General features: G+C 39.7%; 19 protein-coding genes and 1 pseudogene. All 20 read left to right on the top strand.

From position 1 onward, the window contains the following. The first annotated feature begins 551 nt into the window (after positions 1–551). The 20 genes and pseudogenes from F7984_RS10245 to chvE all read left to right on the top strand — a co-directional run bounded on the left by F7984_RS10245 (position 552) and on the right by chvE (position 26,443). Positions 552–2,105: an acyl-CoA synthetase gene (locus tag F7984_RS10245; RefSeq protein ID WP_066103481.1), complete on the top strand. Its 1,554-nt coding sequence runs from the start codon at positions 552–554 to the stop codon at positions 2,103–2,105. An 869-nt stretch (positions 2,106–2,974) separates the two neighbouring features. Beyond that, positions 2,975–3,847 (top strand): R2-like ligand-binding oxidase, encoded by an 873-nt coding sequence (locus F7984_RS10240; protein ID WP_139891860.1) that lies wholly within the window; start codon positions 2,975–2,977, stop codon positions 3,845–3,847. 29 nt (positions 3,848–3,876) lie between these two features. Next, the gene (locus F7984_RS10235; RefSeq protein ID WP_139891861.1) at positions 3,877–5,394 is read left to right on the top strand and encodes an aldehyde dehydrogenase family protein; all 1,518 of its coding nucleotides are present in this window, start codon (positions 3,877–3,879) and stop codon (positions 5,392–5,394) included. A gap of 35 nt (positions 5,395–5,429) precedes the next feature. Beyond that, on the top strand, positions 5,430–6,632 hold the full coding sequence (locus tag F7984_RS10230; RefSeq protein WP_140461524.1) for an iron-containing alcohol dehydrogenase: 1,203 nt from the start codon (positions 5,430–5,432) through the stop codon (positions 6,630–6,632). A gap of 44 nt (positions 6,633–6,676) precedes the next feature. Next, positions 6,677–8,194, top strand: a complete 1,518-nt coding sequence (locus F7984_RS10225; protein ID WP_140461523.1) for a class I adenylate-forming enzyme family protein — start codon at positions 6,677–6,679, stop codon at positions 8,192–8,194. 158 nt (positions 8,195–8,352) lie between these two features. Next, positions 8,353–10,434 (top strand): sigma 54-interacting transcriptional regulator, encoded by a 2,082-nt coding sequence (locus F7984_RS10220; protein ID WP_225983573.1) that lies wholly within the window; start codon positions 8,353–8,355, stop codon positions 10,432–10,434. A 91-nt stretch (positions 10,435–10,525) separates the two neighbouring features. After that, complete coding sequence (locus F7984_RS10215) at positions 10,526–11,614, top strand: CaiB/BaiF CoA transferase family protein (RefSeq protein ID WP_066103489.1); 1,089 nt, start codon at positions 10,526–10,528, stop codon at positions 11,612–11,614. 264 nt (positions 11,615–11,878) lie between these two features. Next, a complete protein-coding gene (locus F7984_RS10210; RefSeq protein WP_066103491.1) occupies positions 11,879–13,015 on the top strand; it encodes an acyl-CoA dehydrogenase family protein in 1,137 nt (378 codons plus the stop codon). A 13-nt stretch (positions 13,016–13,028) separates the two neighbouring features. Beyond that, positions 13,029–14,180 carry a thiolase family protein gene (locus tag F7984_RS10205; RefSeq protein WP_140461521.1) on the top strand — a complete coding sequence of 384 codons (1,152 nt, stop codon included), beginning with the start codon at positions 13,029–13,031 and terminating at the stop codon, positions 14,178–14,180. 48 nt (positions 14,181–14,228) lie between these two features. After that, positions 14,229–14,999, top strand: a complete 771-nt coding sequence (locus F7984_RS10200; RefSeq protein WP_066103494.1) for a 3-hydroxyacyl-CoA dehydrogenase — start codon at positions 14,229–14,231, stop codon at positions 14,997–14,999. Between the two features lie 22 nt (positions 15,000–15,021). Further along, positions 15,022–15,804: an enoyl-CoA hydratase/isomerase family protein gene (locus F7984_RS10195; RefSeq protein WP_140461520.1), complete on the top strand. Its 783-nt coding sequence runs from the start codon at positions 15,022–15,024 to the stop codon at positions 15,802–15,804. A gap of 47 nt (positions 15,805–15,851) precedes the next feature. Beyond that, entirely contained in the window at positions 15,852–16,634 is a 783-nt protein-coding gene (locus F7984_RS10190; protein WP_066103498.1) for an enoyl-CoA hydratase/isomerase family protein, read from the top strand. A gap of 150 nt (positions 16,635–16,784) precedes the next feature. Then, entirely contained in the window at positions 16,785–17,960 is a 1,176-nt protein-coding gene (locus F7984_RS10185) for an acyl-CoA dehydrogenase family protein (protein WP_066103500.1), read from the top strand. A 32-nt stretch (positions 17,961–17,992) separates the two neighbouring features. Further along, positions 17,993–19,186 (top strand): thiolase family protein, encoded by a 1,194-nt coding sequence (locus F7984_RS10180; RefSeq protein ID WP_140461519.1) that lies wholly within the window; start codon positions 17,993–17,995, stop codon positions 19,184–19,186. 3 nt (positions 19,187–19,189) lie between these two features. Further along, positions 19,190–20,479 (top strand): acetyl-CoA hydrolase/transferase family protein, encoded by a 1,290-nt coding sequence (locus F7984_RS10175; protein ID WP_140461518.1) that lies wholly within the window; start codon positions 19,190–19,192, stop codon positions 20,477–20,479. 30 nt (positions 20,480–20,509) lie between these two features. Next, positions 20,510–21,694, top strand: a complete 1,185-nt coding sequence (locus F7984_RS10170) for an acyl-CoA dehydrogenase family protein (RefSeq protein ID WP_258188151.1) — start codon at positions 20,510–20,512, stop codon at positions 21,692–21,694. A 46-nt stretch (positions 21,695–21,740) separates the two neighbouring features. After that, a complete protein-coding gene (locus tag F7984_RS10165) occupies positions 21,741–22,913 on the top strand; it encodes an acyl-CoA dehydrogenase family protein (RefSeq protein WP_139891871.1) in 1,173 nt (390 codons plus the stop codon). Between the two features lie 181 nt (positions 22,914–23,094). Next, a pseudogene (locus F7984_RS10160) lies at positions 23,095–23,666 on the top strand (nucleotidyltransferase family protein). A 408-nt stretch (positions 23,667–24,074) separates the two neighbouring features. Then, a complete protein-coding gene (locus F7984_RS10155; protein WP_375138406.1) occupies positions 24,075–25,142 on the top strand; it encodes a GntR family transcriptional regulator in 1,068 nt (355 codons plus the stop codon). A 221-nt stretch (positions 25,143–25,363) separates the two neighbouring features. Continuing rightward, on the top strand, positions 25,364–26,443 hold the full coding sequence (gene chvE / locus F7984_RS10150) for a multiple monosaccharide ABC transporter substrate-binding protein (RefSeq protein WP_066103512.1): 1,080 nt from the start codon (positions 25,364–25,366) through the stop codon (positions 26,441–26,443). The last annotated feature ends 27 nt before the right edge of the window (positions 26,444–26,470 follow it).

The following is a 26,470-nucleotide window of genomic DNA, read 5'->3' as shown; positions in this document are numbered from 1 at the left end:
CTAAAAGCAGTCCGGAGAGGCTGACAGGGCTGTATGAATGACTCAGGATCAATACGCTGTTTATTTGTATATGTAATAGAAATTAAGCAGCACTTACCCAATATGGGCAGGTGCTGTTTTTTATGGGTAATTATGTTTTAAAAGAAAAAGAGCAAGAGCAAGCATTCTCACAGGAACAGTAATAAAAGCTTATTATGGCGCTCGGATTTAGATTCTATTAATCCACGTCGTTTTACACAATGGACAAGAAAGAAGAAGAGAAATTTGTATATTTCCATCAGATTCCATTTTCATGGATATCAAAATCGACGGGGATAAATGTGTTAGACTATCAAACACCTGTAATCATTGATGTGTGTGATTTGAAGACATGAATAATTGAACATTAGCGTGTGATTGCCAAAATACAGGTTGGCATCATAATTGCATTATTGTAAGTGATGGCAAAATACAATGGATGCTTGCCAATTCCCCATAGAGGATGATTTCATATTGAACCATTTAAGTGATTTTGTTCAAATAAATTAAAGTTTAAATATGGAGGGATTTATGTGACGACATCTAATTTGGATTTATCCAGATCATTGTTGATCGGAGAGTATCTACGCAGGTCAGCACACACAGCTCATGAGAGAGAGGCATACATATTTGGCAGTGAGAGACGGACCTATCGTGAGGCAGAGAAAAGAGCAACCCACTTAGCGGGTTGGTTGCAGGAAAATGGAATAGGATATCAGGATAAGGTTGGATTTATGCTCTTGAATGGACTTCCTTTTATTGATGTTTTCTTTGCCACCTCATTGGTGGGAGCATTGGGAGTTCCAATAAATTTTCGCCTCACAAAAGATGAGCTAGCATATATCATAGGGCAATCTGAGTGTAAAATATTATTTGTTGATCACGTTTTTTTACCTGTGATTGAGTCGATACGATCACAAATTCAGCTTGTAGACAGTATAGTTATCGTGAATGGAGATTCTTCCTCTTCCCATATACCATATGAGACAATATATGACCGCTCCTCAACGTATCGCCCATGCAATTCATTATCGGGTGATGATGGTGCGCTTATTATTTATACTTCAGGTACAACTGGGCGTCCAAAAGGAGCAGTTTTAACTCATCAAAATATGTGCATGAATGGGATGAACCAAGTCGTCACAGCAGGACTTAGCTCGAATTTTAAGCAATTATTAGTTGCTCCCTTATTTCACATTGCTGCTCTATCAACTCTTTTATACCCCATTAATGGAACTACCGTGATTCATTCACAATTCAACCCCGAAGCAGTACTTCAAACCATCGAGAAAGAGCGAATTAATTTTATCTTTTTAGCACCGACCATGTGGCATATGCTTGTAGAATTCCCTTCGATTGAAGACTATGATCTAACATCATTAGAAAGGTGTGCCGCTGGGAGTGCACCCTGTTCTCTATTATTGAAAGAGAAGATAACAAAATATTTTCCAAATGGGAAACTGCGCGATCCTTTTGGACAAACAGAAATGAGCCCAGTTACCACCTGTCTTCAGCCAGAGGACTCTATTAGGAAAAATTCATCCGTTGGTAAGCCGGTGGTCAACGTAGAAGTCCGGGTTGTTGATGACCATATGAATGATGTTCCGCTCGGGGATGTAGGTGAAATTGTCTACCGTGGACCAACCGTTATGAAAGAATATTATAAAAATCCAGAGGCAACAAGAGAGGCATTCCATGGAGGATGGTTTCATAGCGGGGATTTAGTTCGGATGGATGATGAAGGGTTTATTTATGTCGTTGACCGTAAAAAAGATATGATTATTAGTGGAGGAGAGAATATCTATCCAGCCGAAATCGAACAAGTCTTAAATAGGCATGCCAAAGTGGTTGAAAGTGCTGTGGTCGGTGCAGTTGATGAAAAATGGGGAGAAGTGGTTCAAGCATATATCGTTCTGAAGTCTGGTGAAACAATGACAGAGGAAGAAGTCATTCTCTTTTGCCAGAATCATTTGGCATCCTATAAAAAGCCTAAGCTGGTACATTTCGTAGATTCATTGCCAAGAAACGCAGCTGGGAAAATTGTTAAGACAGTCCTTAGAAAGGGATATTTAGAGACAGAAAAGTAGATAAGGTCAGTCATTTGAGCATGAGGCAGTGAGAGGCATATTTAGTGGCTAATCACTGCCTTTATTTATGCGACTTTGCTAGTTAAATTTTAATTTATAAGGGAGAAAAAAGGATCAACTATATGTGTCTATCGGGTAATTATCTATACTAATAGGCACGGTAGAATAATAATCGTTATAGTGGCTTAAATATAGAAGTATCTCAAAAATGAAAATCTGCGCTTATTTGGCTTCTTTTCACACATACTCTCACTAATTTGATCATTACAAAGTGGTTTGGCTCAATTATGTTGAAGTTCGGCTCAATAATTAATTAAATCCGCTCTATTACTATTAATCCACGCTTTATTATTTACTTAAAGTACCTTTTAAGCTATGTATATGGATTGATTTTAAATGGGAAATCGTTTTTTCTAAATTAACAAGTCTTAATAAAAGAAGTAATGTATCACTGTTTCCAAAGAATAATAGTTTCAAAATTAAATCCTATGAATAGAAGTGTGGAAATTGATGATAGATTTATTCTATCTTTTTTTAGTTAGCTTACAAATTACAACATATTATGTATAGGTTTTAAGTTACAGTTTAAGTAAAGAAGTTCCGTCTGCAGGTCAAAAAGCCTATGATTGATATTCAAACAGCAAGGAAAAAAGGTTGTTTGGAAATCAATCATTTCTACATAAAAGCCATACTATTTTTCTGATTCTCACATGGATGGTGTGTTGGCACGGAACTTGCAATTAGTTAAGTGAAGGCTGTTCCAAGTGGATGCAACATAATGTAAGCGCTTTATTATTGGTGGGAGGAGGGAATACATACGAAAAGTATCCATGAAAATAAAACTAATTATTCTTAAAGGAGGGATACGAATGCGTGAATATGTAACTACCAAACAAATGATTAAAAAGGATTCACTCCCATATAGGCTATACCAAAAGGCAAAAAGACATGGGATATGGAATCCGGTTGATATTGACTTTAGCCAGGATAAAGAGGATTGGAAAAAGCTAAGTCCTGACCAACAGCAGGAAGTTCTGATTCAATTTGCACAGTTTATTGGCGGGGAGGAAGCTGTCTCGGAGGATATCCTGCCGATGATTATGGCTGTATCCAAAAAAGGATGGTTTGAAGAGGAATCTTACCTATCTACATTCTTATTTGAAGAAGCTAAGCATGCGGAGTTCTTTAGTTTATTTTTAGAAGAAATAGGCGTGACTGAGGATCTCAGCCATCTCCTGACATCCGGGCACAGGAAATTATTTGACGATGTCCTCCCTAAGACAATGAATAGATTACTCGTAGATCAGTCACCTGAAGCAATGCTGGATGCTGCGGTCACATACAATATCTTTGCTGAAGGTGTATTGGCGGAAACGGGATATTGGTTCTTCTATGAAGCTTTATCAAAAGCGAATTTGTTCCCTGGATTTATTGAAGGAATCCGGAATGTAAAGAGGGACGAAGGACGCCATATTGGATTTGGCACATTCCTTATTCAGCGCTTGATTCATGAAAAGCCCGAGTTATTTGATCGTGTCCAAGTAAGACTCCAGGAGTTGCTTCCAATTGCCTATGAGCTGACAACCAGGGAAGATGGGGAAAAAGTGACAAGTCTCGGTATCGAGGAAGGAAAAGCAATGGAATATGCGCTAAAACAATTGAGTGCTCGGATTGAGGTACTATCACGTGCCCAGGAGAAAACGCTGGAAGAAATTCATGAAACTGAAGTTATTTTTGAGTAAGAAAATAGGTAGAAAAGGGAGGATATAGGATGAGTACAGACGTGAAGGTTCAGGAATTTGCACAATTTATTGGTGGAGAATGGACACCAGGCTCTACGGGAGAAATGTTCGATGTCATAAATCCAGCTACATCCGAAGTAATTGCTAAAGTCCCTAAAGGTACAAAAGATGACGTGAATAAAGCTGTCCTAAATGCAAAAGAAGTTTTTGAATCAGGTATATGGTCAAGGAAAACACAAGCAGAGAGAGCGCAAATTATGATGCGTTTTGCCGGTAAAATCAAGGATTATGCACAGGAGTTAATCTATTTGGAGGGAATCAGTACGGGAGCCACCCTGCGTAAAATTGGCGGGGCAGATATTATGCAGCTTATCCTCTCTCTCCAGCAAACAGCCAGCATGTCTCTTGAATATGAGTTTGTGGAGGCATTGCCTGTAAAGCAAATGTTCGGAGCAAACAGAGCCCAGTTAGTTCGGGAACCATTAGGGGTCGTAGCAGCTATTACACCGTTTAATTTTCCTCTTGTATTGGCAATGTGGAAGGTTGCACCTGCAATTGCCATGGGGAATTCCATTATCGTTAAGCCAGCATCAGATACTCCGCTTGGCACATTGAAATTAGCAGAGATTGCTGTCGAAGCAGGTCTTCCTAAAGGAGTTTTCAATGTCATTACCGGATCAGGTTCAGAGGTAGGAGAGGCGCTTGTGACACATCTGGATGTGGAGAAGATTGCGTTCACAGGTTCAACTGAAACAGGAAAGAAAATCATGGAGTTAGCCTCTTCAGGTGTGAAAAAAGTTACGCTCGAGCTTGGCGGGAAGGCACCTGCAATTGTACTTCCAGATGCTGATTTAGAAGTGGCCATACCAGGTATTTTGCTTGGCGTATTTTTCCACGCTGGTCAAGTTTGTGAAGCAAGTACGCGTGTCCTTGTTCATGAATCCATGTATGATACTGTCGTTGAACAGTTAGTTGCAATGAGTGCAAAAATTAAACTGGGTCATCCGCTTGATCCAAATACAGGTATGGGTCCGGTTATTTCAGAAATACAAATGAATAAAATTTTGGGCTATATAGACTCCGGTTTAGAAGAAGGAGCACGTCTTGTTTGTGGTGGTAAAAAAGCAGAAGGACCGGGACTTGATCAAGGATATTTTATTGAGCCTACTATTTTTGCAGATGTCACAAATGATATGAAAATAGCCCGGGAAGAAATCTTTGGACCAGTTCTGTGTGTGATGAAGTATTCAACAGTGGAAGAAGCTATTGAAATCGCAAATGATACGATTTATGGATTAACAGCAGGAGTATGGTCACGTGATGTCGTAAAAGCAAACGAAATTGCCACGCAGCTTAGGGCAGGGACAATTTGGATTAATGAATGGCACGCATTCAGAAATGATGCCCCATTCGGCGGTTATAAACAAAGCGGGCTTGGACGTGAATTGGGAAGTCAGGTTTTCAATGAGTATACAGAGCTGAAAAGTATCATAACCGCACTTACAAATGAAAATGAACAACGGGCAGCTTTAGGGCTGATATTCTAGCATTCTTTTAAAACTAATAGGAATGGGGAGATAAGATGAAGGTTACTTCGTATTATGAATTTATCCATCGATCAATCATTAAGAATGGAGCAGGGTCGCATATACTTATTCCAGACTTAATTCAGTCATTGGGTGGTAAACGTCCGGTTTTATTTTCCGATAAAGGGTTAACCCAGGCTGGACTGACGAAAAAAATACAGCGTTTATTTGAAATGGTGCCTGGCATACAGCTGGCGGGAGTATTTGACGATGTTACTCAGGATGCTAAATCTTCCAATATTAATAATGGTCTGCACTATTTTAAACAATGTAATGGAGACTCTATTATTGCCATCGGTGGTGGTTCGGTCATGGACACGGCGAAAACAATCAAATGGTGTCTTCATAAAAAAGTGGACAAAATTGAACATGCCTTGAATGGAAATGTCATAGAAGTTTGGCCAGAGGCTCAGCATATGGGCATACCTCATATTTCGATTGCGACAACAGCTGGAACAGGCGCCGAAATATCGGGTATTTCGGTTGTTTATAATGAACAATTAGGAGTGAAGTGTAATTTGCTCCATCCATTTATCAATTCAGATATCGCGATTCTTGATCCTGAGTTAACCGTCGGCTTACCGGCTAAAGTTACTGCTTTTACTGGATTGGATGCCTTGACTCATGCTGTGGAAGGGTATTTTTCCAATAACTCAAATACTATGGGAGATGCATTTGCACTCCATTCTGCTAAACTAATTCGAGCCAATTTGGAAACAGCTGTACATGAAGGGAACAATATTGCAGCGCGCGCCAATATGCTCCAGGCGAGCGCTATGGCTATAACAAGTTTTGTCTTAGCTTTTGCCGAAATGCCTATCCATAATATGGCCCATGCCCTGGGTGCAAAGTATGGAATTCCACATGGTCTGGCTAATGCAGTTTTAATGCCGAGTGTTATGAAAAACCTAGCTCCACTTTATATACCTAAGATTAAAGAATTTGCTCAGGCACTTGGTATTAAGGATATTGCTAATACTGAGGAAGAGTGTTTGCAGCAATGTATTGATGAAATTGTCGCTCTTCGTAGAGCTGTAAACTTACCGGATGATTTTTCGGAATTTAACATAAACTCTGCAGAGATACCGGAGCTTATATCAGCTATTCAAAATGATCCATCCGGTCAGACATATCGTATACCGAATGAAGTCATTGAGCAGGTTTGCCGAGAGGTTTTATGGGCTAAGGTGATTGTTTAATAGGTTGATATATAGATTCCAGTTTTTAAGGAGGTAGTTATTTTTTGAATATTGTTGAACTGCTTACGTCCACTGTGTCGCGTTTGCCCAATCAGTCCGCTATTCATTACCGGGAACAAGTGATGACTTATCTAGAGCTGAGAGATCAAATTTTCAGTGTTGCAGCCGGGTTAAAAAATAAAGGCATTACTCAGGAGACAAAAGTAGCGTTGATGATGACCAATCGACCGGAATATATCATTACGTATTTTGCTATATTAGCAACTGGTGCAACAGTCGTACCCATTAACCCTACCTTTAAAGAAAAAGAAACAACCTATATTATTAATGATTCGGAATCGGAATATTTAATTACGGAAGTTGCTGCATCCGCTGTCATTCAAAACTCTATGAATGACTTTAAACAGATGAAAGAAATCTATTATTTTGGAGAAGAGGAAAATCATCCATTTACTGACTGGCAGGAATTGCAGTCTCTATCTCCTATCAGCAAGGTGGCCCCTGTTCATGCGGAGGATGTCGCGCAAATCATTTATACATCCGGGACAACCGGTAATCCAAAGGGAGCCATGATTACACATGCCAACTTGAATTGGATGACAATTACGGCAGCCGTCATTAATCAATTAACGCCAAAAGACAGGGTCCTTTGTGTATTGCCTCTTTTTCATGCTTATGCCAAATTACAAGGATTCCTAGCGCCGATTGCCCACGGAAGTACGATTTATTTAGAGGAACGTTTTCATCCTGTTGATACACTTGAAAAGATATCAAACTATCAAATCTCGATATTCTTGGGCGTCCCAACTATGTATGCTTTCTTTCTTCAAAATCCAGCCATTTCAGATTTAGACTTTTCTCATCTTCGGACAGCTGGTTGTGGTGGTGCGAGTTTGCCTGCTGAGATCCTCCATAAGACCAATCAATCACTTGGTGTAGAAATATCAGAAGGATATGGTCTGACAGAAAGTACAGTTATGCTAATGACCACACCTCGAGATATGGCTAAAAAATTGAATTCTGTTGGAGTGCCTATTCCTGGCGTCGATTTGAAAATTGTTGACCCGGAAGGTGAGGAAGTAGAGTCTCACGCGGTAGGGGAGATTATTTTCAGAGGACCGAACATGATGAAGGGCTACTATAAGAAGGAAGATGATACGATTAACACGATTAAAGATGGATGGTTATATACTGGTGATTTGGCCTATTATGATGAAGATGGATACCATTTTATTGTGGACCGGAAGAAGGACATGATCATCAGAGGTGGCTTTAATATTTACCCGCGTGAGTTAGAGGAAGTATTGTACACGCACCCTGATATTTTGGAGTGTTCCGTTATTGGCAGGCCTGATCCGGTCTTTGGCGAAAAAACGGTGGCCTATGTAGCAAAGAAAAAACCAGAGTTACAGGAAGAAGAGGTAGTTTCCTATTGTAAAGAGAGACTGGCAGAGTATAAGGTTCCTGATTATATTTGTTTTATTGACCAACTACCGAAATCAGGAACAGGAAAAATGCTAAAAACTGTTTTAAAAGATTACGATAAAAATACTATTAAATAATAAATGATTTCAGTGGGGCAAAATCCTGATTCTTAAACGAGAAGGATTTTGCCGATTTTTATTCCCTTCCTATATTTAGAGGAGTTTTACACGTATTTGTGGAAAACGTATATAGAATCTAAAAGGGGGAGAAAACTATAAAGCCCGTTAAAGAAATTATGAGTCCGCTCGAACATTGTTTATCACCAACGAACACATTGATGGAAGCGCTATCTATCATGTACAAGCAAAAGTGGAATACAATCCCGGTGACAAACAGTTCAGGTAAACTGATTGGCGTATTTACAAGAAGTTCATTGTACCAAATGATTCTGACTGATGTTTCAAAAGATACGACAATCAGTGAGTATATCAAAAAAGATGTAGGAACGGTTTTGGAGGATGTGAATGCTGAACTATTGGAAAAGTTAATATCAAAAAGCAGGGTTGGCACGGGGATTGTTGTGAACAAACAGGGTGCACCTGTAGGTATTTTTACAAAAACAAATGCGGTTATGAATTACGTGAGAGAAACGAAATTATTAAAAGAACAGCTTGAAAAAGTTTTACAAACATCCAATTTGGGAGCCATTATGACAGATGGAAAAAATCAAATTATCTTTGTGAATGAAAAAATCACTGAGATGATTGGAATCCCTTATTCATCACTCATCAATGAGAACCTCGAGATTTATATCCCTCAATTAGATCACTTTTCCGAGAAAATGGAAGCTCATTTTCCAATGGTTTTTCAATCCGAACATTATATGGTACGTCTGTCGAAGTATGATTTAGAAAATGGTAAACAGGGGTATATCACACTTTTTCAAAATGTATCTGAATTAGAGAATTTAACAAGAGAATTAAAATTTCAAAAGAAATGGAAAACACTTTTGCAATCAGTTATCCATAATGCTTATGATGGCCTCGTCATGATTAATGAAAACGAAGAAGTTACTTTTATCAGCCCCTCGTTAATTGAGCTGTTTGATCTTTATGATCAGCAATTGGATATGAGGGAAATCGAATCGGTTTTACCACATCTTCATTTGCCGCATGTGATGAAAACGGGTGTAGCGGAAGTAAGTGAGTTTATGCAGGTTAAAGGAATAGACTATATCGTTCACCGTATACCCGTTTATCAGGATGAGCAAATTATCGGTGCCATTGGTAAAATCGTTTATCGCCAACTGCACGAAGTCCGTGAGTTATTCAAAAGTGCAGAGATAAATGATAGGAAGAATCTGAATCCTACCAAGCTTGAGAAATCAAGATTTACTTTTGATCAAATCCTGTCACACGATAAGCAAATGGATAAGCTTATGAGGAGTGGGATGAAAGCAGCCAAGGTAAAGACCACGGTATTAATTTTTGGGGAAAGCGGAACAGGTAAAGAGTTGTTTGCCCATGCCATCCATAGTGCCAGTCCATTTGGAAAGGGTCCGTTTATTACGGTGAACTGCGCAGCTATACCAGAGCATTTATTGGAGTCAGAGTTTTTTGGATATGAAGAAGGCGCTTTTACAGGCGCTAAACATAAAGGGAAGATCGGCAAATTTGATATGGCTAATGGTGGCACACTTTTTCTCGATGAGATTGGGGATATGTCCTTACCCATTCAGGCCAAGCTGCTTCGTGTCCTGCAAGAAAGAGAGTTTTACAGAGTAGGCGGAACAGAACGGATCAGTGTAAATGTCCGAATCATTGCCGCTACCAATCGTCCCTTGGAAAAAATGGTTGCTGAAGGGGAATTTAGGGAGGAATTATTTTACCGCTTGAATGTCATATCCTTCGAGATTCCTCCGTTAAGGCGGAGAAAAAAGGATATTCTCCTCCTAAGCGAAGCTTTTATTAAAGAATTTAATAAACAAAACGGGACAAGTATTACAGGGTGGAACCCATTGTTCGAGAAAGCAATATTGGAGTATGACTGGCCCGGAAATATCCGGGAATTGCGGAATGTTTGGGAGAGAGCCATGATTTTTGCAGAGGATGGCAAAGTCGGCCTAGAGGACATTCCAGAATATATTCTGCAGAAAGTTGGCTATGATTTTTTCTTGAATGAAGAGGAGGAAGATGAAACACAGCCTTTATTAGAGAAAGCGGAGCAGATGGCCATACAAAAAGCATTGGAAATGTCAGGAGGGAATAAAAGTAAGGCCTGTCTACTGCTTGGAATCAGCCGATCTGTATTGTATGACAAGCTAAAGAAGTATGATTGGTTACTGCCTGAATCTTCCCACTTAAAACAGCAGAAATGAAGGTGTTTGAAAATCAGACATTCTTTATGGATGGGATAAATTCTATATTTTAACAGGATATGAATTAGGTGAATTTAAGGAGGAAGCGTACATGCTTAAGGGAATTAAAGTAGTTGATTTCACCCAAAACTTGCCCGGACCCTATGCAACCCTGCGGCTGGCAGATTTAGGAGCAGAAGTCATTAAAATAGAGCCTCCAACTGGAGATCATGCGCGTATGCCATTGGAGGATGATCAAAAAGAAAATTATCTTTTCCGGTGTATGAACCGAAATAAAAATAGCTTGGCCCTGGATTTGAAAAACGAAGCGGACAAAGAATTGGCGATTGAGTTGATCCGTAATTCAGACATTTTAATTGAAAGCTACCGTCCTGGTGTAATGGCTCGCTTAGGGCTTGGATACGAAGATATAAAAGTCCTGCATCCATCGCTTATTTATTGCTCCTTATCCGGCTATGGTCAAAAAGGAACCATGCACCAACTAGGCAGCCATGATTTGAATTACATGGCTCTTAGCGGTGTATTAGCTCAGTTAAAGGATGGGAATGGCAGACCCATTCAACCGTCACTTACATTTGCTGATTTGATCGGTGGAACTTCAGCAACCGAAGCTATACTAGGTGCCCTCTTTCAAAGAGAACGATCAGGCAGTGGAAGCTATTTAGATATTGCTTTATTGGACACGACTGCTGCATTAATGAATTACCATGTGTTTATTGAATCAGCAACAGGCAGAAAAAACGGAATCCCTACTTTAAATGGTAATGTGATTTGTTATGGGATTTATGAAACCAAAGATCACAGGTATATGACGTTATGTGCGTTGGAGACAAAGTTTTGGAGAAATTTTTGCGCGGCAACAAGACAGGATGTATGGATAAATGCTCAATTTTCTAAGCCGACTAAGCAAAATGAAGTTTATCAGGAAATAGTTCAATTGTTTGCAAGTAAAACATTCGAGGAATGGATTCATTTCTCTATGGAAGTGGATTGCTGCATGGCGCCTGTCCTTGAAGCCGATGAGCTAAGCGAACATATCTATATGAAGGACAGAAATCTAATTCACGAGAAAGATTCATATCGATATATGGTGACTGGATTTCAATCAGGAGCATTTTCAAATGAAATAATCGGTACCTATCCAAAGCTTGGCCAGCATAATCGAACCTATCAAAAATAAACGCTAGTAAACTGCTGTGTATGAATACCGGCAGTTTTTTCTTTATAGATTGATAATTAGCGTATTTTGCTAGGCGCCGTTTAAACCAACCTGCTACAGCAAGCGACAATGGACGAAACGAGACACTAATGAATGGGAAGGTGTACAGATTTCATACAACCAATCTCACAATCTGGCGGAATACCCATTTAACAAGTTGGCATGATAATTGCATGTATATAGGGTGTACAGATATAAGACTATGAATAGAAAGGGAGTACAAATATGACCGGTTATTTAAAGGAAGAGCATCGTATTTTTCGTGAATCAGTTCGGAAATTTCTAGATAAGGAAGTGATTCCTTACTATCTTGATTGGGAGAAGGAGAAAAGCACACCTGGAGATTTGTGGAAAAAGTTGGGAGACCAAGGGTTTCTTGTACCGTGGGCAGATGAAAAATATGGTGGGTTTAATGCAGATTTTGCCTATTCAGTCATTCTTGCTGAGGAGTTTGAAAGAGTCGGAAGCGGAATTGGAGGATGTGTTTTACATAATGATATTGTTGTTCCATATTTATATGAATTCGGTACAGAAGAACAAAAACAAAAATGGATTCCAAAGTGCATTACGGGTGAATATTCAACGGCTATTGCAATGACTGAGCCGGGAACGGGATCAGATTTAGGGAATTTGCAGACAAGAGCTGTTAGAGATGGGGATCACTATATTATTAATGGGCAAAAAACGTTTATATCAAATGGGCTCAGGTCCGACTTAACCATCGTAGCCTGTAAAACAAATCCAGAAGCGGGACATAAAGGAATCAGTCTCATTGTAGTCGAAAAAGAAACACCTGGATTTATACGTGGTAAAAAGCTGAATAAAATCGGTCAGCTTGCGGGTGAAACGACTGAGTTAATTTTCGAGGATGCAAGAGTACCGGTTAGTAATTTATTAGGACAAGAAAATAAAGGCTTCTATTATTTGATGGCCAAACTTCAGCAGGAGCGGTTAATGTGTGCGATTCAGGCCTTAGCAGCAGCCGAGGAATCGTTAAAAATCACGATTGATTATGTCAAACAGCGGACTGCCTTTGGTAAATCAATCAGTGAATTTCAAAATACACAATTTAAGATTGCTGAAATGGCGACTGAGGTGGAGATAGGCCGTACATTTATCGACGGTTTAATCGTGAGGCATATGGAGGGTCAGGATATTGTCACCGAGGTGAGCATGGCTAAATGGTGGATAACCGATATGGCAAAGAGATTGGTCAGCCAATGTATGCAATTGCACGGTGGTTACGGTTTTATGGAAGAATATGCGATTGCGAGAAGATATCGGGATATAGCGGTCACCTCGATATATGCAGGTACAAATGAAATTATGAAGCAAATAATCGCTAAAAAAATTGGATTATAAGGGGGAGAGTTATATGAGGGAGGCCGTAATTGTTGAAGCAGTCAGAACACCGGTAGGAAAGCGTAATGGAGTATTGAGCTCCATCCGCCCGGATGATTTGCTCGCAAACGTTTTAAAAGAAGTAGTAAACAGGGCAGGTGTTTCTTCTGATTTGATTGAGGATGTCATTATTGGGTGTGTATCCCAAGTGGAAGAACAAGGGTTAAATATTGCACGTTCAGCTGCCTTGATGGCTGATTTCTCCATTAAAGTACCTGGCACGACGATTGATCGACAATGCGGTTCCAGTCAACAAGCGGTTCATTTTGCCGCACAAGCCATTTTGAGTGGAGATATGGATATCGTTATAGCGGGTGGAGTGGAGAGTATGTCACGAGTGCCGATGGGTTCAACAAGAAAGCATTCACAGCCTAGTGAACAGCTGTCTTCCCGTTATGAATTAATCAATCAAGGACTATCAGCAGAAAGAATTGCTGAGAAATGGGGCTTTAGCCGCAATCAACTTGATGAATTTTCTCTATTGAGTCATCAGAGAGCTATTCAAGCCCAAAATGAGGGGCGCTTTGATCGTGAAATCGTGCCAGTGGAAGTATTGGATGATTTGGGAGCAAAGACTTTAGTTACACAGGATGAAGGCCCACGTCGGGGAACGTCTCTTGAAAAGCTGGCCACTTTGCCTACAGTTTTTAGAGAAAATGGTGTGATACACGCTGGGAATGCCAGTCAAATGAGTGACGGAGCTGCAGCCCTGTTAATCATGTCTAAGGAGAAGGCGTTGGAATTAGGCTTAAAACCAAGATTTTCGATAATTGCCCGAACGATTGTAGGATCCGATCCAACCCTGATGTTAACTGGACCGATAGAGGCGACGAGAATGGCACTTGATAGAGCAGGACTGACGATACAGGATATGGATTTGTATGAAGTCAATGAAGCCTTTGCACCAGTTCCGCTCTGTTGGAAGGAAGAACTTGAAGCAAGCATGAATAAGTTAAATGTAAACGGAGGAGCGATTGCACTCGGTCATCCTCTTGGTGCAAGTGGGGCAAGGGTCATGGTTACTTTAATGCATGAACTTGAAAGAACGGGTGGACGATATGGATTACAGGCTATTTGCGAGGGTGCCGGTATGGCCAATGCAACGATTATCAAACGAATTGAATAGAACAATCAAACAGGTATGATTGAAAACTAAAAAATGGAGGTTGGTTGTATGAAGATGCAAAATATAATTGCTGTTGTAACAGGTGGAGCTTCGGGTCTGGGAGAGGCTACAGTCAAGAATATTGTGGAAAATGGCGGGAAAGTAACGATTATCGATCGCTCGGAAGATAAAGGGTTGGCATTAGCCGAATCACTCGGTCATGAAAATGTGATCTTTGTGAAAGCGGATGTAACCAGTGAGGATGAGATTCGGACTGCCATTGAGAAAAGTGTTGAAACGTTTGGGAAAATCAATACGGTCGTCAATTGTGCAGGAATTGGAGTAGGTGAAAAAGTCGTCTCTAAGGATAAAGTTCATGATCTTGGCAGATTTAAAAAAGTGATTGAGGTCAATTTGGTTGGGACATTTAATGTAATTCGTCTGGCTGCAGAACAAATGATTAAGAATGAACCTAATGAAGAAGGGGAAAGAGGTGTTGTCATTAATACAGCTTCAGTAGCAGCTTTTGATGGACAAATTGGCCAAGCAGCCTATAGTGCTTCAAAGGGTGGAATTGTTGGCATGACCTTGCCGTTGGCAAGAGATTTAGCGAGAAGCGGAGTTCGTGTTATGACGATTGCTCCGGGTTTGATTGACACACCTTTGTTTGGGGGATTACCAGAGCAGGCCAGGATGGCTCTCGGTGCGATGGTACCATTCCCGCCAAGGCTCGGATATCCCTCAGAATATGCCATGCTCGTCAAAAGTATTATTGAAAATCCAATGCTGAATGGAGAAACAATTCGCCTGGATGGGGCAATTCGTATGCAGCCAAAATAATAGATTAAGAGGAGGTAGTGCTATGTATTCATTGCTGCGTGTTGAAAAAGAGAATAATGTCGCAACGGTCGTTATTAATAATCCACCGATGAATGTTCTGAGTGAACTACTGGCAAGTGAGCTTTGTGATGCCTTTACTGAACTGAGAGATGACAATTCAGTGGTCACGGTTATTTTAACAGGGGAAGGAGACCGGGCATTTATGGCGGGAGCAGATATTAAGGAGTTCCCCAACATGATTAACCAAAGCACCGAAGCCAAAGTACAGCCCAGTAAGAAAAATGAGGTTTTTCAATTGATATCCGATTTTCCGAAGCCTACTATTGCCTATTTAAATGGAATAACACTGGGCGGTGGGTTTGAACTTGCACTTGTATGTGATCTGCGTATTGCCAAGGAGACGGCCCAACTTGGCTTGCCTGAAGTGAAGCTCGGCCTATTTCCAGGTGGAGGGGGAACGCAAAGGCTGCCCCGTTTAATTGGTTCAGCTAAAGCAAAAGAGCTGATGTTTACCGGTGATTCGATAACGGCTGAAGAAGCGCTGAAGCTCGGGATCATTAATCAAATTGCTACAGAAGAAGAAGAGATTGAAGCTGCCCGAAAACTGGCCCGAAAAATCAGCAGGCATTCTCTTCAGGCTTTAAGAAGAATCAAGCAGGCAGTCAATGAGGGAACAGACGGCCATTTACAGGATGGGCTCGAATTGGAATCAAACCTGTTCCAGGAAATCTTTACAACGGAGGATATGAAAGAGGGAGTCACTGCATTCCTTGAAAAACGCTGTCCGGTATTTACTCATCAATAAGCATTTACGTGTTTGCTATTGGGAAGAAGTCTGGGGGAATCATCTGTATGAACTATGTTGAATGGAAACGGGTCGGTGTGGAGGGGCAAATAGCCGAAATACGATTAAATAGACCCAAAGCGCTTAATGCCTTTGATACAGAGATGGCTAAAGAAATTCTTGCTGTGACTCAAATCATTTCTGAAAGTGAAGCAAGAGCGGTTTTAATCACATCGTCCAATAAGAAAGCTTTTTGTACGGGAGCAGATTTGAAGGAGCGCAATGAGCTGAATGAGGAAGAGTGGAAAAATCAGCACCAGCTATTTCGGGAAATGTTCACTGCTATAGCATCTCTTAAGCAACCGGTTATCGCGGTAGTGGATGGGTATGCATTGGCTGGAGGTTTTGAACTCGTTTTGAATTGTGATTTTTTATTTGCAGCAGATACAGCGCAGTTTGGATTGCCTGAAGTGACACGTGGAATTATGCCTGGTTGTGGCGGGACGAGATTGCTGTCAAAGCGAATACCGGTTCACCGTGCAAAGGAATGGATATGTACAGGACGGATTATGTCGGCATTGGAAGCGGACATGGATGGATTATTGAACAGGATGACCAGTTCCGCTGAATTATATGAATCAGCACTCGAATTTGCTGGGGGTATTGCCCGAAATGCCCCTATAGCTGTCCAGCAAGCAAAAGCAGCAACAGATTCCTTGGTTGTATTAAAGAATAATGAAGCAAAAATTGTAGAACAAGAGTACTATAACCGATGTTTATCAACCTCGGATCGACTTGAGGGAGTGAGAGCATTCGTCGAGAAACGATCCCCTAAGTTTATCGGTAAGTAAAATCAGGAGAGCCGGCCATTATTCAAATATGCTTCCGGGAGGCTCTCTTTAACCAAAGATTAATAAATTATATAAATAGGAGCACTTATTCTAAATTTTTATCTTGGTTAGAGGTGTTAAGTAAACAATAGATGATTGGAGGTGAGGTTAGTGAAATCTGTTCCCCTGGAAGAAACAGTCCAATTTAATAAAGAGTTACGTCACAGTGTGCGTAAAGTATGTCAACGATTCTCCGGCTCTTATTGGAGAGAGTTAGACATGAGAAATGCATACCCTGAAGAGTTTGTAACTGAAATAACAAGAAATGGTTTTCTTTCAGCTTTGATTCCAGAGGAGTTTGGTGGATCCGGATTAGGGATTGCGGAGGCTTCTATTATTCTTGAAGAAATTAATCGAAGTGGAGGCAATGCTGGTGCTTGTCACGCTCAAATGTACATAATGGGGACGTTAGCCCGGCATGGAAACCAGCGACAAAAGTCAAACTATTTACCTCGTATTGCTGACGGTTCATTACGATTGCAGGCTTTTGGAGTGACAGAACCAACGACAGGTACCGATACTACTAAATTACAGACTTTTGCAGAAAGAAGAGGAAATCATTATATCGTGAATGGCCAGAAAGTATTTATTTCAAGAACAGAGCATTCTGATTTAATGATGCTGCTTGTGAGGACTACACCGGTCAGTCAAATTAAGAAAAAAACGGAAGGTTTATCTGTCCTGCTTGTTGATTTGAAGGAAGCAATAAACAATGGTATTACCATCCGTCCCATTCAGACGATGATGAACCATTCTACCACTGAATTATTTATCGAAAATTTAAAGGTACCAGCCGAAAATTTGATTGGTGAAGAAGGAAAAGGTTTTTCCTATATTTTAGATGGTATGAATGCAGAACGAATATTAATTGCGGCCGAATGTATAGGGGATGGACGATGGTTTATAGAGAAAGCAACTCAATATGCAAACGAAAGAGTCGTTTTTGATCGGCAAATTGGGGAAAATCAAGGAATTCAATTCCCGTTGGCGAAGGCACATATCCAAATAGAGGCAGCGGACTTAATGCGTAAGGAGGCATCAAGGCTATTTGATCTAGGTATAAAATGTGGGGCTGAGGCGAATATGTCAAAATTGCTTGCCGCTGATGCGTCTTGGGATGCTGCTAACACAGCACTGCAAACGTTTGGAGGATTTGGTTTTGCGGCTGAATATGATGTAGAAAGGAAATTCAGAGAAACACGCCTTTATCAAGTGGCACCAATTTCAACCAATATGATTCTTTCTTATGTAGCGGAGCATGTCTTAGGTTTGCCTAAGTCTTACTAGTATGATACTCAAGGTTGATGGGAGGATGTAGTATGAGAAATGCGGTGATTGTTGAGGCTGTTCGGACGGCGGTTGGCAAGATAGGCGGATCGTTAAAAAATGAGGAAGTGGATTATCTTGCTTCTGCCACCATAAACGGATTGATTGAACGCACAGGAGTACAGAAAGATGAGATTGATGAAGTCATTATCGGTCAGGCGAAACAAAGCACAGATCAGCCAAACCTGGCAAGATTAGCTTTATTGCGTGCCGGACTTGCAATAGAAACACCGGGTTATACGGTCCATCGCCAATGCGGATCAGGAGTGCAGGCTATTCATAATGGTGTCCAGCAAATCATGTGCGGTTTATCGGACATAGTAATTGCCGGTGGTGCTGAAAGTATGAGTCAGGCACCATTCTATTTACGTAATGCTCGTTATGGGTTTGGCACAGGTAATACGGAAATCCTTGATTCCAATACGGAAAGTCAGCCGCGTGCACAACCAATCGAGACATACGGTCATTTAACCATGGGGATGACAGCAGAAAACCTTGCCGAAAAATATTCAATCACCAGAGAAGAGCAGGATGAATATGCGCTTTTAAGTCAAGAAAAGGCTGAACGTGCTATTTCTTCTGGCCTGTTTAATGATCAGATCATTCCATATCAGATAAAGACGAAGAAAGGGACAGAAATATTTAAAGTGGATGAACATCCAAGAAAAACGAGTATGGAGCAATTGGCGCGGCTTAAACCTGTTTTTAAGAAAAATGGGACTGTAACGGCAGGGAATTCAAGCGGACGGAATGATGGCGCGGGGTTGGTTATGCTAATGGCAGAAGAAACAGCTATTCAAAAGGGCTATAAATGTAAAGCAAAAATCATTGCTCAGGCAGTTGCCGGTGTTTCTCCAGATATTATGGGAATCGGTCCTGCACCAGCTACGAGAAAAGCACTGAAGCTAGCCGGATTGAAGTTAGAGGATATAGGGCTGATAGAATTAAACGAAGCATTCGCTGCTCAAACCTTAGCTGTGATTAAAGAAATGGATTTGGATACGAAACGATTGAATGTAAATGGCGGAGCGATTGCGCTTGGCCATCCAATCGGAGGTACTGGAGGTATTTTAATGACCAAGCTTATTCATGAAATGGAGCGCAGGGGAGAAAAATATGGCTTGGTCACCTTTTGCATCGGCGGAGGTTTGGGAATATCCTCCATTGTTGAGAATCTCCAGGTTTAGGCCATGCAAGAGAAGAAAGAGTTGGATTTGGATCTTTACCGTTCACGTATCGTCACTGCAGAAAAAGCAATCTCTCTTATAGACTCCTCTCACAATGTCTTTTTGGCACCTTTTTGTAATGAACCGCAACAGCTGGTAAAGGAACTTATTCGGCAAAAGGAACGGTTTCATTTATTAAATTTATACACTTGTATTGTTGGAAGTCCCTGCTTGTATGCTGAATCGGAGGGGAATCCTCATTTTTTTATCAGGACATTCCTTGGATCTTCATTATTAAAGGGAGTTTTTCATGCAGGAAATGGTGATTATATACCTTTGAATTTATCCGAGTTACCGGTATGGGTGGAAACAAATAAAATTGATTTTGCCATGATTCAGGTTACTCCTCCCAATCAAAATGGTTATTGTAATCTGGGAATCTCAGTCGATATTATCCATTCACTTAGTAAACATGCTGGTAAAGTCATTGCTCAGGTCAATAGCAATCTTCCCAGGACATTTGGGGATTCAGAAATTCATGTATCAGAGATTGATTATTTTGTTGAATCAAATGATAGTTTATTGACGATTTCATCTGGATTTCCAAACAAAATAGAAGAGGCAATCGGTAAAAATGTTGCACAATTAATCCCTGATTATGCAACGATTCAAGTTGGGATAGGTAGAATTGCAGATGCCGTTCTTTTGGCCCTTAAGGAAAAGAAGGGATTGGGTGTTCATTCCGGTACTATAACAGACGGTGTCATGGAAATGATGAAGCGAGGAGTTATTACTAATGAAAGAAAAGAAGTGATGACTGGTAAAACGGTTTGTACCACTTTAACTGGAAGTCAGCAGTTATATAGCTTCGCCAACCTCAATAAGGATATTTGCTTATACCCAGCAGATTTTACACATAATAGCTTACAAATTTCAAAGATTACGGATTTCTATTCAATTAACTCAGCTTTGGAAGTCGATTTGACAGGACAAATAAATGCTGAGCAAATTGGCAATTATCCATTAGCTGGAGTTGGCGGCCAAATGGATTTTATTCGTGGGGCCAGACTTTCAAAAGGTGGAAAAGCTATTATTGCCCTTCCAGCGACTGCAATGGGAGGTACTAGGTCGAGAATAAAAAATACTGTATCTTCTGTTACATCCTTAAAATCAGAGATTGATTATATTGTGACAGAGTACGGAATTGCTTCCTTGTTTGGCAAATCACTTAAAGAACGAAGACAGCAAATGCTGAACATCGTACACCCGAATTTCAGAGAAAGTTTAAGTGCTAATCTTACATCACAGTTGTAGCAATAATCTTTTTTACATGGAGGGGTTTAGGTGTCAATCAAGGTGAAACAGGATCAGATAAAAAGGGCAAGACGGCCATTTTTTACTGATGAACATGAAATGTTCAGGAAATCACTCGTGAGTTTTTTACAAAAAGAAGCTGTTCCCTATTTTGAAACATGGGAAGAGGAGAGATTGATCCCTCGATCCTTTTGGGAGAAGATGGGTGAACAAGGTTTTATTTGCCCGTGGGTCAGTGTGGAGTATGGCGGAATGGGTACTGATTTTGGCTTTGCTATTATTTTAAGTGAAGAATTAGCAAAAATAGGAGCTGGTTTGACGGGCATAGGAACTTACAGCAATATCATTGTTCCTTATTTACATACATTTGGCAATGAGGAACAAAAGCATAGATTTTTGAAAAAATGCGTTAAAGGGGAACTGATTACTTCGATTGCAATGACAGAACCAGGGGCTGGATCAGATTTGGCAAGCATCCAAACGACGGCTATCCGTAAAGGTAATCAGTATATATTAAATGGTCAGAAAACATTTATTACAAATGGAATCCATTCTGATTTGATAATTGTTGCCTGTAAAACGGATCCAAAAGCTGAACCAAGACATAAAGGAATCAGTCTTATATTAGTTGAACGAGATACCCCAGGGTTTACGCGTGGGAGGAAGTTAAATAAGGTGGGAATGCACAGTCAGGATACGAGTGGGCTAATATTTGAAGATTGTATAGTGCCAGTCTCAAATCGATTAGGAGAAGAAGGAAAAGGCTTCCGCTATATGATGATGAATCTTCAGGAGGAACGGCTCTTATGCGCAACAAATGCGGTCGTAGCTGCTGAAGATATGCTTCAATTAACCATACAATATGTAAAAGAGAGAGATGCCTTTGGAAAGCCAATCAGCCAATTTCAGAACACTCAATTTACGCTGGCCGAAATTGCTACAGAAATAAAGTTTGGTCGGACTTTTGTCGATGATTTAATCAAAAAACATATTGATGGAAAAGAAATTGTGAAGGAAGTAAGTATGGCTAAATGGTGGACGACAGAGATGGCAAAACGTGTCTCCACCCAATGTATGCAGCTTCATGGCGGTTATGGCTATATGGAGGAATACAAAATTGCCAGACGGTATAGAGATATACCAGTCACATCCATTTTTGCAGGCTCGAATGAAATTATGAAGGTCATTATCTCTAAACAATTGGGACTCACTTGAAAGCTGGATAGATCAAATTAAAAAGAAGAGAAGGGAGAGAACGAGTTTGGACTTTACCTTATCAGATGAAACGATAAAAATGAAAAAGATGATCAAACATTTCATTGATGAAACGGTCGATCCGAAAGCAGACTTAATCGAGAAAAATGATCATATACCTGAGGACATCATGCAGCTAAGCAGGGACATGGGTCTATTTGGTTTGAGTATTCCGGAAGGCTATGGCGGACTTGGCCTCGATATGGTTGGAAAATGTGCCATATATGAGGAGCTTGGCCGTACGCATAATGGCTATACGACCATCATTGGAGCACATACCGGTATTGGCTCTGTTGGGGTTGTTGAGATGGGAAATGATAGACAGAAGCAAAAATATTTACCCAAAATGGCAACTGGAGAATTAATTGGTGCATTTGCTTTAACAGAGCCTGAAGCTGGTTCAAATGCTGCTGCGATTAGAACGAGAGCCGTTCGAAAAGGAGACAGCTATCTTCTAAATGGGTCCAAGCACTATATAACAAATGCATCAATTGCCGGTTTATTTACCGTGATGGCTGTGACCAATCCGGCTGCAGGTCCTAAAGGAATTACTTCCTTTTTGATTGAAAAGGGTACAAAAGGAATGATTATTGGGAAAAAGGAAGAAAAAATGGGCTTGAGAGGCTCTCATTCTTTCGAAATCTTTTTTGAAGACTGCGAGGTTCCGGCAGATCATATTCTGGGGCAAGAAGGAATGGGATATGTGAATGCTCTAAAGATTCTAGCTAATGGCCGCGTAGGTCTGGCCGCTAGGAATCTTGGATCCTGTCAAAAATTATTGGAATTATCGGTCCAATATGCATTTGAACGGCACCAATTCGGAAAGCCGATTTTTGAACAGCAAATCATCCAGCACTATTTGGCTGATATGGCCTTGGACATTGAATCGCTCCGTGCATTAACCTATAAGGTTGCCTGGATGGTAGACCAAGGAAAGAATGTTGTTAAAGAAGCGGCTATGTCTAAATTGCTAGGTTCAGAAATATTTAATCGAGTAGCTGATAAAGCCGTTCAGATTCATGGAGGCCTAGGATATATGAAAGGATATCCAATCGAGCGATTTTATCGTGATGCAAGAATCACCAAAATTTATGAAGGTACTTCAGAAATCCAGAAAAATATCATTGCTGCTCAAATAAAGAAAGATTTCTATAATCATTCACAAATGATGTATACATAATTCTTATTAAGACAGAGGCATTGATATCAAAATAAAAATGGGCAGGATTCCAACGGATGAGTGGAATCTATTTTTTTGCTTTGAGGTGTTTTTTTAAAAGCATAAAATATTACGGCATACTGATTATATTTTTGTTAAAATTGGAATATATGTTCGATTGTGGAAGGTGGGTGGTTTTAAGATGTTAAAGAATGAAGCAGATGTTATTAGGTTAATTCAAAACGATGAAAAAATGATGGAGATTATAAAGGCTGTAAGCACATTAAATTTACCTGACTGGTGGATATGTGCAGGATTTATACGTTCAAAGATTTGGGATGCTTTGCACGGATTTAAAGATCGTACTGAAACACCGGATGTTGATGTTATCTATTTTGATAAATCAATAATTAATGAGGATATGGAAAAAGAATTTGAGATAAATTGATTAGTATTATGCCTAATATACCTTGGTCTGTGAAAAATGAGGCTAGAATGCATACGATTAATAACTTTTCTCCATATACTTCTTCGCAAGATGCCATATCAAAATTCCCAGAAACAGCGACAGCTCTAGGGATAAAGTTAGATCATGAGAATAAATTAATCCTTATTGCTCCATATGGATTAGATGATGTCATAAATTTAGAGGTTAAGCCAACTCCCCATTTTCGTGAGTCAAAAGAACTGGCTGTTATTTATAAGGACCGAATTTCAAAAAAGAATTGGAAGTCTATTTGGCATAAAATTGAAGTTCGCGATATATCTGATTAAGAATGATAGACTCTCATTTACGTTCCCTCTTTTTAATAGTATCTCTATAAAATCTATCATTTTGATATTTTACCGTTTATTAATCTCCTCTTTTTTTTGAAATGTAAAATTCGCAAACCATCCTGATCATTTTACATCGACTTTCCACTGTCCTATCAGCCGACCGAATTATTTTTATGGAAAATGGAAAAGTAATTGAGACAGGTACACATAGGGAACTGTTTGAGAATAAACATGGGGTATATTCAAGGTTATTTAGCAGGGAAGCTGAAATGGGCAATCAAACTGTAACTATAAAACTCTACAGAATCGTAAGAATTGGATGACTCACGCCTCTAACATGTACTTACAAGTTATGGTAAACTATTCATGATTCGCGTTTGTTCATAGTGAGGGGTGATTCATATAATGAAAAAATACGAACAAGTAAAGATGGAGATTAAGAAGCTCATCGAAGAAGGCGATTATATACCCGATCAGCGTATAAGTTCTGAATATAGTTTAACTCAGCAATTTGGAGTTAGCAGACATACAGTGCGTAAAGCAATTAATGATCTTGTAAATGAAGGCTGGTTGTATACAGAGCAAGGTTCAGGCACCTTTTGTGCTGACCGGAACACAAATCAACCATCTGAAAAAACAATTGCTCTTTTGACTACATATATATCCAATTACATCTTCCCCTCCATCATTAATGGAGTTGAGTCCTATCTAAGCAGTAAAGGATATACTCTGCTCCTTTATAGTACAAATAATGATTTAAATAAAGAAAAGTTGTGTTTGGAGAATATTTCAAACAGGGGGATTGCCGGTTTAATTGTAGAACCGACTAAAAGTAATTATTATAATCCGAACCTGAAATATTATTTAAATTTAGAGAGGAAAAAAATACCATATTTAATGATTAATGCTTATTATCCAGAGCTACACCCTTATAGATTAACGGTAGATGATGAATTAGGCGCTTATATGGCAACAGAACATTTGATTAAATTGGGGCATGGACGCATTGCTGGTATTTTTAAAACGGATGACCAGCAAGGTGTTAAGAGGATGCAGGGATTTATCAAAGCGCATAGGGAGTATAGCATCCCCATCTTACCCAATATGATCCTACCTTGTACAACAATAGAAAAAGATAAAGTACTGAATGAAGAATTTAGGAAACTACTAAATTCTGAACAAAGACCTACAGGGCTTTTCTGTTATAACGATGAAATAGCTTTGTCTGCTCTTGATGTTATTAGGGAATATGGAATTAGTGTACCTGATGATCTATCCATTGTAGGGTTCGATGACTCAAATTTAGCGACTGCATCTGAAGTGAAATTAACGACCATCAGACATCCACAATTTGAAATGGGTAGACAAGCTGCAGAAACAATTATCCAGCTGATTGAAAATAAAGTAGATGGAGATCCTTCAATCCGTTATAAACCAGAGTTAATATTACGAAATTCAACGAGAAAATTATAGGAATTTCTTTTTAAAAACCCACCAAAATGGGTTTTTTATTTTGTTCACAAATGGTTGTAAAAAATATGCAAAGGAGAATAATTTATGTAGCGTACTTGTACTAACAAGTAGTATGATATTAATGTAAGCGCATGCATTATTTTGAAAGGTTTCTATATTCATAATGTTTTGGGAATAAATTGAATGAGAGCCTTATTTTACAAAAGGGAGTGGTTAATAACATGAGGAAGTTTGTTACTGCAATGATGATGTTTGTACTGGTATTTACCTTAGCGGCATGTGGCAGCGATGAAAAATCCAGTGGGGAAGAAAAAGGGTTTGTTGGAATTGCCATGCCAACAAAGTCATCGGAGCGCTGGGTATTTGATGGAGAAAATATGGTCAAGGAATTTGAAAAGTTAGGCTACAAGACAGATCTGCAATATGGCGAAGACGTTATTGAAAATCAAATTGCCCAAATTGAAAACATGATTACTAAAGAAGTAGACATTTTAGTAGTTGCCTCTATTGATGGGGAATCTTTAACAGAAGTCCTTCAAAAAGCGGCTGATCAAGATATTAAAGTTATTTCCTATGACCGATTAATCAAAGGGACAGATAATGTGAGTTATTATGCCACATTTGATAACTTCAAGGTTGGTGTTCTACAAGCCTCCTACATTGAAGACAAGCTAGGACTTAAGGACGGCAAAGGACCTTTTAATATTGAGTTGTTTGGCGGGTCTCCAGATGATAACAATGCATACTTTTTCTATGATGGTGCAATGTCTGTCTTAAAGCCATACATAGACTCAGGGAAATTGGTTGTTAAAAGCAAACAAACAGATATGAAGCAAATTGCTACTTTGCGTTGGGATGGCGCAACTGCACAATCTCGTATGGACAACTTGCTAAGTTCACAATATTCAACTGATCGTGTAGATGCCGTTTTATCTCCATTTGATGGAATCAGTATCGGTATTATTTCTTCTCTTAAAGGGGTTGGTTATGGAACTGGAAGTAAACCATTACCAATAATTACTGGACAGGATGCTGAGTTGGCATCAGTAAAATCTATTATTGCCGGTGAGCAAACTTCAACCATCTTTAAAGATACGAGAGCATTAGCTAAAAAAGCAGTGGAGATGGCTGATGCAGTTCTAAAAGGTAAGGAAGCGGAAGTAAATGATACTGAAACATATGACAATGGAAATAAGGTTGTACCTTCTTATCTATTGGAACCGGTTTCAGTTGATAAAGAGAATTACAAAGAAATTTTAGTAGATAGCGGATATTACACAGAAGAAGAATTAAGCAAATAAAAGAAATAGTGGGTCTCGTTTTTTTCA

The organism is Pradoshia sp. D12 (assembly GCF_008935075.1).
In the GTDB taxonomy this organism is placed as follows: Bacteria; Bacillota; Bacilli; order Bacillales; family Pradoshiaceae; genus Pradoshia.
The sequence above is the reverse complement of the archived record's forward strand: the minus strand, read 5'-3'. Positions and strand labels throughout refer to the sequence as shown.

Bases quoted from the DNA above. Each gene is read 5' to 3' on its own strand.
- F7984_RS10240 (WP_139891860.1), top strand. From the start codon at position 2,975: ATGCGTGAATATGTAACTACCAAACAAATGATTAAAAAGGATTCACTC.
- F7984_RS10235 (WP_139891861.1), top strand. From the start codon at position 3,877: ATGAGTACAGACGTGAAGGTTCAGGAATTTGCACAATTTATTGGTGGA.
- F7984_RS10230 (WP_140461524.1), top strand. From the start codon at position 5,430: ATGAAGGTTACTTCGTATTATGAATTTATCCATCGATCAATCATTAAG.
- F7984_RS10220 (WP_225983573.1), top strand. From the start codon at position 8,353: ATGAGTCCGCTCGAACATTGTTTATCACCAACGAACACATTGATGGAA.
- F7984_RS10215 (WP_066103489.1), top strand. From the start codon at position 10,526: ATGCTTAAGGGAATTAAAGTAGTTGATTTCACCCAAAACTTGCCCGGA.
- F7984_RS10210 (WP_066103491.1), top strand. From the start codon at position 11,879: ATGACCGGTTATTTAAAGGAAGAGCATCGTATTTTTCGTGAATCAGTT.
- F7984_RS10205 (WP_140461521.1), top strand. From the start codon at position 13,029: ATGAGGGAGGCCGTAATTGTTGAAGCAGTCAGAACACCGGTAGGAAAG.
- F7984_RS10200 (WP_066103494.1), top strand. From the start codon at position 14,229: ATGAAGATGCAAAATATAATTGCTGTTGTAACAGGTGGAGCTTCGGGT.
- F7984_RS10195 (WP_140461520.1), top strand. From the start codon at position 15,022: ATGTATTCATTGCTGCGTGTTGAAAAAGAGAATAATGTCGCAACGGTC.
- F7984_RS10190 (WP_066103498.1), top strand. From the start codon at position 15,852: ATGAACTATGTTGAATGGAAACGGGTCGGTGTGGAGGGGCAAATAGCC.
- F7984_RS10180 (WP_140461519.1), top strand. From the start codon at position 17,993: ATGAGAAATGCGGTGATTGTTGAGGCTGTTCGGACGGCGGTTGGCAAG.
- F7984_RS10175 (WP_140461518.1), top strand. From the start codon at position 19,190: ATGCAAGAGAAGAAAGAGTTGGATTTGGATCTTTACCGTTCACGTATC.
- F7984_RS10155 (WP_375138406.1), top strand. From the start codon at position 24,075: ATGAAAAAATACGAACAAGTAAAGATGGAGATTAAGAAGCTCATCGAA.
- chvE (WP_066103512.1), top strand. From the start codon at position 25,364: ATGAGGAAGTTTGTTACTGCAATGATGATGTTTGTACTGGTATTTACC.